This window comes from Micromonospora sp. CB01531, assembly GCF_001905095.1.
In the GTDB taxonomy this organism is placed as follows: Bacteria; Actinomycetota; Actinomycetes; order Mycobacteriales; family Micromonosporaceae; genus Micromonospora.
In genome coordinates, this window is record NZ_LWLS01000011.1 from 1 (window position 1) to 8,747 (window position 8,747).

An 8,747-nucleotide genomic window follows, 5' to 3' on the forward strand; every position below is an offset into this window, starting at 1 on the left:
CTTCAACCATGATCCCGAACGGCGGCTGCCGTATTAGCTGTTCGTTCCAACATCTTGCGGCAGGACGACGGGGAGCAGCGACAGCCTGATGACACGTTTTTGGTCGCCGTCCGCGTGGAGCAGGTAGTCCCGGCGGCGGGTTGGCTCGTCTGGCGTGATGACCTGCAGCAGCCGCGGGTGCGCGGCTAGGCAGGCGCCGGCACTGTCGATCACGGCGGTAGTGTCCACTCGGTCGCGTATGAACAGGATCAGCGCGATTCGGGTGTCACGCCAGATGGTGTACCCGAGCAACTGGTCGACGGCCTCGGTGAACTTGGCAGGGCCGTGCCAGAACTTGCACTCCCCGATGAAGGCGTCTCTGTCGCGCCAGCGCAGCAGGATGTCCGTCTTGCCGCGTCCCAGGAACGTTTCCCCGGTCGCTGCTCCTTGGTAGTTCGCGTTCAGGATGAACAGAAGGAAGTCCCGGATGGTTTCCTCATCCTCGCCTACCAGCTTGCTGGCGGAGCGAACAAGACGTTCGAGCGCACCGGTGAAGGACATGATCGTGGCAGTGATGTCCTCGGCGATCTGCTCGGCGAGATGCCACTCCTCCCTTCCAGCAGCAACAGCAGCGTCGAGTTGGGCGACAGTAACTCTCCGTGGTTGCAGCGGGATGCGCTGCTCCCCTGGCCGCGGCGCCACCGGAATGCCCAGCGCGTCCGTCGCCGCGAGGACGGCCCGTACCCTACGAGCCCGGGCGCCCACGATAGCCATCACCTGCTCACGCATGTCTGCTCGATGTTGCTGAATCTCTTCGTTAGCGGCAGCCGCCGCCTCCCGAAGCCGTCCCTGGAATTCTTCGATAAACTCCCCGAGCCGCTCGGTGTCGGCCATCGCCTCAGCGATTTCCTCGTTGGTGGCCTGAGCCGCCGTCAGAAACCACTTACCGGGCTTATCGCCCTCGATGTGGGCACCTGAAAGAACCCCACGGGAACCGAGCGCGCTGGATGCGCCGTCGACCGTCACGCAGAGGTTCAGCTGGACCAGCGGCTCCTCGCGCCCGTGCGACAGTTCAGGTGTCTCGACCCAGAGCCCTGCATGATCGACTGTGACAGGGGCGGCGGCGCACTCGTCAACGATGGCATCGACCAAGGCGTCCACGGGCGTGCGGGCGAGCATCTCTTCAGGTACCTCGCGCGCACGGGTGAGGGCAACCTCCAGGCGTGGCCCATATTCGGTGGCACTACGCCGGATTGGGTCCCTTAGCGGGTGGTGCTTGGGCGCCATCTAGCCTCCATCATCCGATCCTGCCTCGCCTGTGTCGACTGCCAGCCCATTGATCAGCCGGTATTCCCGTCCTGCCCAGGCATGCACGCGGGTCTGCAACGCCGTAGCTGTCCGCCACTGGGAACCCATCCAGGCCACTCATCGCGCTTCCCGGAGGCTAGCTGTCTCTACCGGCCAAGCCGAGCCGGCCGCGAGGACACCATTCGGGCTACCATCGCTGCAATGGTCTTCTGATGCTCCGCCGGGACGCCCACCCCGCCGAGAGCGCTGACGATCAGGTCGGAATCTTCCAGCAGCCCTTCGGCGTGGAGGCCCGCTAGGACCCGCTGGGCGCCGTCTCGGCCATGTCCGCGGGAGTATCCGTTGTTTCCGTAAAAGACCAGCTCGTTTAGGGGCTCTGTTGCGTTGACCGTGGGCAAGATCGAGGCAGGCTTGAGCGATGAAGCTCGCTGCCCGCCACCGTCCGATGATGCCGCCGAGGTCGGCGTTCGCCGGGTTCCGATTTCCGCCTGAGGTGATCCTGGTTGCGGTTCGCTGGTACCTGCGTTACGGCCTGTCCTACCGCGACGTTGAGGAGCTGCTCGTCGAGCGCGGTGTCGAGGTCGACCACGTCACCGTGTTCCGGTGGGTGCAGCGCTTTACACCGCTGCTGGCCGACGCCGCCGGGTTCGGCCGGCATTCCCCGGGCGACCGGTGGTTCGTTGACGAGACCTACGTCAAGGTCAACGGAGTCTGGCGGTACGTATACCGCGCGGTCGACCAATATGGGCAGGTCATCGACGCGTTAGTCTCGGCACGTCGGGACGCCGACGCGGCGCGGAGGTTCTTCCGCCGGATGCTGTCCACGCTGAAGGTCAGGCCCACCGAGGTGGTCACCGACGCCGCCGTGATCTACCCCGCCGTCCTGGACGAGCTGATCCCGTCGGCGTGGCACCATGTCGAGCAGTACGCCAACAATCCGATCGAGGCTGATCACAGCCGGCTGAAGCACCGGCTCAGACCGATGCGCGGGCTACGAACGGAACACACAGCACAGGTCATCATCGCCGGACACGCTTTCATCCAGAACCTCCGACGCGGTCACTACGAACTCGCCGTCAACGCCCCGCCCGCTCTGCGGGTCGCCGCTGCGTTCACCGAACTCGCCCAGGCGATCTGACCTCGGACCCCGACACAGGTTCAACGCGTCCGCCGATTCCACAACGCAACGGTGCCCACTCGATCGCCGACGTACAGCTCGCGCTCACCGTATTTTCCGCAGTGGCTACGCTTGCGGAGCACGCGACAACGCGCAGCTACGCCGGCGGCAACGCCACCTTCCACGCGCGGCTCGTCACCGCATCGCCTGAGCGCCCCATCGCGATCTGCCGGCGGACAGACTGGGGCACCGAGTCCCTAAGCCGAATGCCTGCCGTCGCATCCTCAGTGCCGGCCGAGGCAGTCTTGGACCTTGGCGCGCTCGATCGGCTCGGGCCGGGCACCGTGCAAGCGTCCTCGATGCTGCTCAACGAGATCGGCAACACCTACGCGGTGGAACAGCTAGGCCAGTTCAGCGACACCGGTGCGGTCCGCCGCCGGTACTGGCCGGCGAGCATGTGGCAGCAGATCGGCGGGTGGTTCGCCGCCAATGGAATCCCCGTCAGTGAAGACAGGATCTCTGATTGAACGCGACCAGGAGGATTCGGACCGGACTGCCAAGGCGCGGCATCCAGCGGCCGCATGGTGATGTGTTCGGTGCGAGCAGAGGCTTTCGAGCCGACGATGCCGGCAGCACGTGTAGGTGATGCCGTCCGCTCGAACGGTGGCGGGGGGCGCGGCGACGGGTGGGTCCGCGGCGATCGTGGCTGCTCGGTGGCTGCTCGTCCGACGAGCGTCCCCTACGTCCCGGCCTGCCCGGGAGGTTCCGGGGATGTCCGGTCGAGTCCAGCGGTCGCTGGGCTGGACGATCACCGAATCAATCATCGAGCGCCGATGGCGTCCGGTCGCTCCGCTGCCGCTGCACACCCGGTCGCGCCCGGTGGCCCCGTCAACGGGCACGACGTCGACGAGCACCTGGATGTCGCGTGGGCCTTCCCCGAGATGTGGAACATCACCCTGAGACTGGAGGTTGGTTCCAGAGGAAGGGGTGTCCCGTTCGGGCAATCGAAGTACACGGAAGAGTTTCGGCGTGATGCAGTCGACCTGGTCCGCTCGTCGCAGCGGTCGATCACCCAGGTCGCGCGTGATTCTCAGGGGCACCCCACCTGCCGAAACGCAGGGGGGATCTTCTCGTGTGCTCTCATGTCACATCGGTCGGCGTTGGCCGTGGTTGACCGCACTTGGCCCGCGATCGCCGCCGCCTATCGCACGTAGATCGCACGTGCCGCTCTGGCGGGTTGGACCTGGAGGATGGTCCTTGGGCTGGCCCGGGCGCTAACGTACCGTATGCCAGTTATTGATCTGGATGCGCCGCCGCGCAGCTCGCCGCCTCTGCGACGCCCGCACCCTCGGTTTGTCATTGCCGCCGGCGTGATGCTGGGCCTTGGCTTTCTCACCGGCGAGCCAGTGGAACGACCCTTGCAGGTTGATACGTTCTCGGTTTGCGGGCCTCCTACGGTTCAAGCAGACGACACGGGGACTCCAACAACCTTGTGGCCGAGCGTCGAGCTCACCATCGATTCTGGCCGTATCGTTTCGGTGCGGTGCGGCACTCCTTAGCTCGCTCCGACACCGAGCCTCCTTGCGCACGGGGAAGCCTTGGAGGAGATCGCCACGGCAGACCGCGGTCGACGGACCGTGAAACGTGGCAGGGCCCGGACGACCCGGGCCCTGCCACGCTCCGCTCGTCAGAGGGAGTTCAGGATCGAGCGATGTAGGTGATCGTTTCCGGGGTCGGGAGGTTCACGGTCGTACGGGCAGGGTGCGTCCAGTCGAGACCGTTGAAGCGAAACGTGCCAGTCCTGTCGCCCGTGGCGTACTTGTACACGCTCGACCAGGTGCCGTACAGGTAACCAGTGCCAATGTAGCCGTTCGGGACGCTGTTCAGCATGCAGAGACTGTCCGTAGAGCACCCCGGGCCGAGGCGGGTGAGCGCGGACGGGGTGAACGTGCTCTCGGTGTCGATTGCAGCCAGGATCTTGCCGGCCTTGGGGTCAAGGAGCAGCTGGACCTGGTGTCCGGAATTGGCAATCCTGTCGATCTCCTTCTCGCTCTGCGACCCGACGAGGGACCACAGCATCTCCGTGTAGTCGGGCACGAGGGTCGACTTGTTGGACGGGGAAAGCCCGTCGTCGGCGCTCGCGCTGGTAGCGCCGAGCCCGAGGACGAGAGCGATCGCCGCCAGGGTTGTCATCAGCATTCGACCGGGCAAGAGGAAGGTGAGCTTCAATGCCGCCTCCTGTTCGGGGGCAGGCAGATCCTCGCTACACCCATGGCCCCCGTAGTCATGAGTTAGCGCCCCGATACTCTCAGCGATCTCAACCTCTGTCTATTCCTATAATGGAAGGTAACGCCTACCGTGCAGCGTTCGGTACTGGCTGGGGTTCCTGGATTTACTTCTAGTTCCATGCGCTCGTAAACCGGGCAAGTGAGCCGACAGTTTCTTTGGCGGCATGGGTTCGGATCGAGGGCGTGGATCGCTGCCTGTGGTCAGTGATCCACGCCCGCCGCCGGCTTTCGCAAACTTGTGCGTAAAGCACAGCATCGGATCTTCTGCTCGCTCGGATAGTCGGCCCGCGGTCGACCCCGGTTGACCTAGGGTCAATTGGTCGAAGCGCCGAAGTGTGTGCAACCGTGAATTTTTCGCGTAATTACGTACGTCATGGCCGGGTGGGTGCCGCCGTAGGCCAGTGGGTCAATACCATCCCGCAAGGTGGTGATCGGTTCCCATAGCTACATTGCGGCCAGCGTCGGTTACTGGTGTCCGTTACGCCCAACGGTCCACCTCGGACCGCCTAGTCCCCTGTTGTAGGCGGCTGCGTCAGCAAGATCGGCCGCCTTCAAATCGGTCCAGGTTTGTGATAGCCTCCGGCTAGGGCAAGGCTCTCTGGCGGGCTTGTCTCTAGCCAAGTTGCTTATTTGGGAGCTTCGCTGTGAGGAATGCGCGACGACGGTCCATTATGGGCGCTCATGCGTTCATGATTGCACTCATCGCATCGGCATGTGCGGAATCAGAGGCTCCAAAAGACCCGTACGAGCCAGAGCTAAAGGCGGCACAGAAACAGGCGGCCTCTGATTTCGAGAGAGAAGTCCTTGCTGACCTCAAGATAACCAAGGCGGAGTTCGACGAAGCGGTTAATCGATATGTCGCCTGTGCGGGAGACCGTGGGGTAACGATCAAGGCAAGGCCTACGGCCGGTGGTTATTACAACTATGACCTCGTCAAGTCCGGTGACGCTGAGACGGTAGCGGACGAGTGCCGTAAGGGAACCTTGGCGCTGATCGAACCTATCTATGTGGATCGTCTGATGAACCCGGAGAAGAAGGACCTCGACCAACTTCAAGCAGACTGCCTCGTTCGAGCGGGAGTTGCCCCGAAGGGCTATTCAGGCGATCAGCTGGCGGCCGATCGAGCGAAGAGCTTCTCCGACACTTCTTTTGGTCCGGACAACCCAGCCGTCCCCGCATGCCTTTCCAACCCGAACAGCGGCCTATGAGTAATCACCACACTACGACGGGAGTACTGATGCCCTGGCTATTGCCGGTACTCGACCGCTTAGCAGGCATCAGGGCCTACGCAGCATGAAGCGGCGCTTGGCCAGGATCGGTGAAGGGCGTCCGTCGTGGAGCACCGCGTTAGTAATCGCGCTCTCCCTGGCTGCTACGGCCGCAGCAGCAGCCTCGGCCGCAACATCCCAGGCCACAAGACCCGCCGGGATTTCGAAAAGCCAAACAGGATCCACGGTCCTGGCCACGCCAGGGCAGCTCGACGACAAGCGCCAAGTAGAACTCGTGCCCGAAGTTCGGGAAGGCGCCAAGGCAGTTATCGCCGCGAATGGCATCCTAACAAGATTCGACTGCCATACGGGGATGGTGCTGAGGTCGGGGTCTTTCCCTGCCGCAATTGACGGTAAAAAGCTTCTAGCTATTGCCACGTCGGTACCGATGTGGCGTGATCTAACGCCCGGCGTTGAAGGCAAAGACGTCCGCGCTCTACAGCGAGCTCTGGGAGCCTTGCGGCCGCCGCTGAGAGTGACAGGACGTTTCGATTCTGCGACGCGGAACCACATACGGTCCCTCTTCAAGGCAGCCGGTACGAAGTGGCGCGGGCCAATGCTCGAGCGGGAGCTGCTTATCTGGATGCCGCCAGGTAGCAGTGTCGTAGCATCCTGCGATGCCGCGCTAGGTCAGCCTGTGCAGAATGGAAGTTCGGTTCTCACGTTCGAGTCGACGGCGGTCGCTTTTGCTCCGAAAACGTTGCCCCCGAACCTCGTTTCGGGTGAACGAGTGATAGAGGTCGACGGGGTAAGGGTTGAAGCAAGCAACCTTGGTTTGGTGAGCGAACGAGTAGCAGTTTCGCGGCTAAGTAAGACCGACGCGTTTCGGACCTGGCTAGAGTCAGATGGGAAAGTACCGATGGCTGCGTCGTACGCGCTCGCTAAGCCAATCCCGGTGGTGAGCGTCCCGGCAGGTGCCGTGCATTTCGACGGCGCGAACAACGCCTGCATCTATGTATCCGATGGTAAGCCCATCCGAGTTTCAGTGGCCGGATCCAGCCTGGGCCGCAGCCTCGTCACGTGGGACGGTGCCCCTGATCATCCCGTCGATGTCGTAGCGCGGCTTTCAGTGGATTCCGAATGCTGATATCCGCTGAGCAAGTCGGGCACCAGTTCGCTGGGCATCCACCGCTCTTTCGGAACCTCAACTTCCGCCTCTCATCGGGGGAGGTTGCTGCACTAACAGGCCCATCGGGATCTGGCAAGAGTACGACTCTCGGCATACTCGCCGGCTGGATCCAGCCAACCGAGGGCCGAATCGAGAAGGTTGGGCAGGGCCGAACGTCCTGGGTCTTCCGAAATCCTCATGGGGTGCCTCGAAGAAGTGCGTTATCTCACGTAGTGCTGCCATTGCTGGCGACAGGACTTCCTCGACGGGAGGCCGAGGATCGTGCCCAGCATATCCTCAGTACATTCCACCTCGCGCATCTCGCCGAAAGGCCCTTTCAAGATCTGTCGGGCGGAGAAGCGCAGCGACTCATGTTAGCGCGGGCAGTAGCGGCAGCGCCCGGACTCCTTCTTGTCGACGAGCCAACGGCACAACTCGATTCCGGGAGCGCCTCGACAGTGATTCGCGTACTCGGCGATCTCGGAATGAGCGGAGCGGTTGTCGTAATCGCAACACATGATGTACGCGTCCGTGACGTTTGTACCCGAACGATTGACCTCGGTGACCTTTGAAGCTACTATCAATACTTTCGGAGGCCGCAAGAAACGTTGCTTCAGGTACGTCGAGGGCAGCGGCGTTCGCGAGTGCCTTGTTCGTATTCTGCATCACCCTTGGCGCTTTAGACTGTGCGACCATCGCGGGCATAATTAACGCCGCTGATAGGTTTCGGGCGGCTGGCGGAGCAACCTACGTACTGTCAGCACAGAATGGCGTGGACGGGATCGCTTGCGAAAGGCTGTCTGAAACCAAGAGCGTAGTGGCGGCCGGAGCGTTTCGGAAACCTGAAATGGACTATGGAATCCTTGCGCTCCCCTCGTCAGGGGTCATCTTCAAGGAGACCACTCCCAAGTTCGTGGAATTGCTTTCCATGTCGACCGGCTCATCGAACGCAGACGGCCTGTTCTTGGCGGACGGCGTCTCCGAATCCCTGGGCCATGCGACTGCAGGGGATTCCCTGCGCACGTCCAACGGCCCTGCACCCATAGGAGGAACGTTTTCCTACCCGAACGATGGACGGGCTCCAAGCCTGGAAAACACGGTACTAGTCCCGGTGCCGTCCATCGGAAATTTTGACGAGTGCTGGATAACGGTATGGCCACCCGATCCAGAGGCGTCGCGGTTGCTTAATGCGGCGGTCGCAGTCTCCACCCCGGCAGATACGCGAGTCACAGTGCAGCAGCTCAACCCTCGGCTCGGTGAGGGCTTCAATGGGGCAAGGGTCTTCGATTCGCGCCCCAGTGCGTTCGCGCCCTTGGTGAGCCTTATTTTCGGCACTCTCATCGGCTTCCTCAGTGTCCGGTCACGCCGCGTAGAGCTGGCATCTGCGAGGCACTGCGGGGTTTCGGTTCCTGACCAGTTGGCCCATCTCCTCATCGAGACCATAGTTTGGTGCCTGCTGGCGTTGTCACTTACAGTGTCGGCTCTGTGGATCGCTTCCTCCATTGTGGTTCCCAACTATCAGGGCTTTGTGTTGGCGGAACTGCTCCGCATTCCGCTGCTTGCAGCGGCTGGCGGTGTTGCCGGGTGTGTGGCGTCCGTCCTGACTACGCGGGAGCACCATCTCTTCCGATACTTCAAGCAGCGCACCTAGTGTCCTGAGTCGTTAATTCGTTGGCAGT

General features: G+C 62.6%; 7 protein-coding genes. 5 read left to right on the top strand and 2 right to left on the bottom strand.

Annotation, left to right across the window (positions count from 1 at the left end):
• Nucleotides 1–33: 33 nt before the first annotated feature.
• A complete protein-coding gene (locus A6A27_RS03925) occupies nt 34–1,266 on the bottom strand; it encodes a hypothetical protein (protein WP_143193865.1) in 1,233 nt (410 codons plus the stop codon).
• A 469-nt stretch (nt 1,267–1,735) separates the two neighbouring features.
• Here A6A27_RS03925 and A6A27_RS03930 point away from each other — a divergent pair, with 469 nt between their 5' ends.
• The gene (locus A6A27_RS03930) at nt 1,736–2,425 is read left to right on the top strand and encodes an IS6 family transposase (RefSeq protein WP_143193868.1); all 690 of its coding nucleotides are present in this window, start codon (nt 1,736–1,738) and stop codon (nt 2,423–2,425) included.
• Nucleotides 2,426–2,526: 101 nt separating this feature from the next.
• Nucleotides 2,527–2,931, top strand: a complete 405-nt coding sequence (locus A6A27_RS03935) for a hypothetical protein (protein ID WP_073833017.1) — start codon at nt 2,527–2,529, stop codon at nt 2,929–2,931.
• A gap of 1,171 nt (nt 2,932–4,102) precedes the next feature.
• Here the strand turns inward: A6A27_RS03935 and A6A27_RS03945 are convergent.
• Nucleotides 4,103–4,633, bottom strand: coding sequence for a hypothetical protein (locus A6A27_RS03945; RefSeq protein ID WP_073833019.1), 531 nt, complete (start codon nt 4,631–4,633; stop codon nt 4,103–4,105).
• 748 nt (nt 4,634–5,381) lie between these two features.
• On the opposite strand from A6A27_RS03945, the gene A6A27_RS42805 reads away from it, so the two are divergent.
• From A6A27_RS42805 to A6A27_RS42810, 3 genes are all read left to right on the top strand, one after another.
• Entirely contained in the window at nt 5,382–5,900 is a 519-nt protein-coding gene (locus A6A27_RS42805) for a hypothetical protein (RefSeq protein WP_143193866.1), read from the top strand.
• A 1,140-nt stretch (nt 5,901–7,040) separates the two neighbouring features.
• A complete protein-coding gene (locus tag A6A27_RS47325) occupies nt 7,041–7,640 on the top strand; it encodes an ATP-binding cassette domain-containing protein (RefSeq protein ID WP_073833021.1) in 600 nt (199 codons plus the stop codon).
• Nucleotides 7,637–8,719, top strand: a complete 1,083-nt coding sequence (locus A6A27_RS42810; protein WP_143193867.1) for a hypothetical protein — start codon at nt 7,637–7,639, stop codon at nt 8,717–8,719. The genes A6A27_RS47325 and A6A27_RS42810 overlap by 4 nt, the downstream gene beginning before the upstream one ends.
• Nucleotides 8,720–8,747 lie beyond the last annotated feature (28 nt).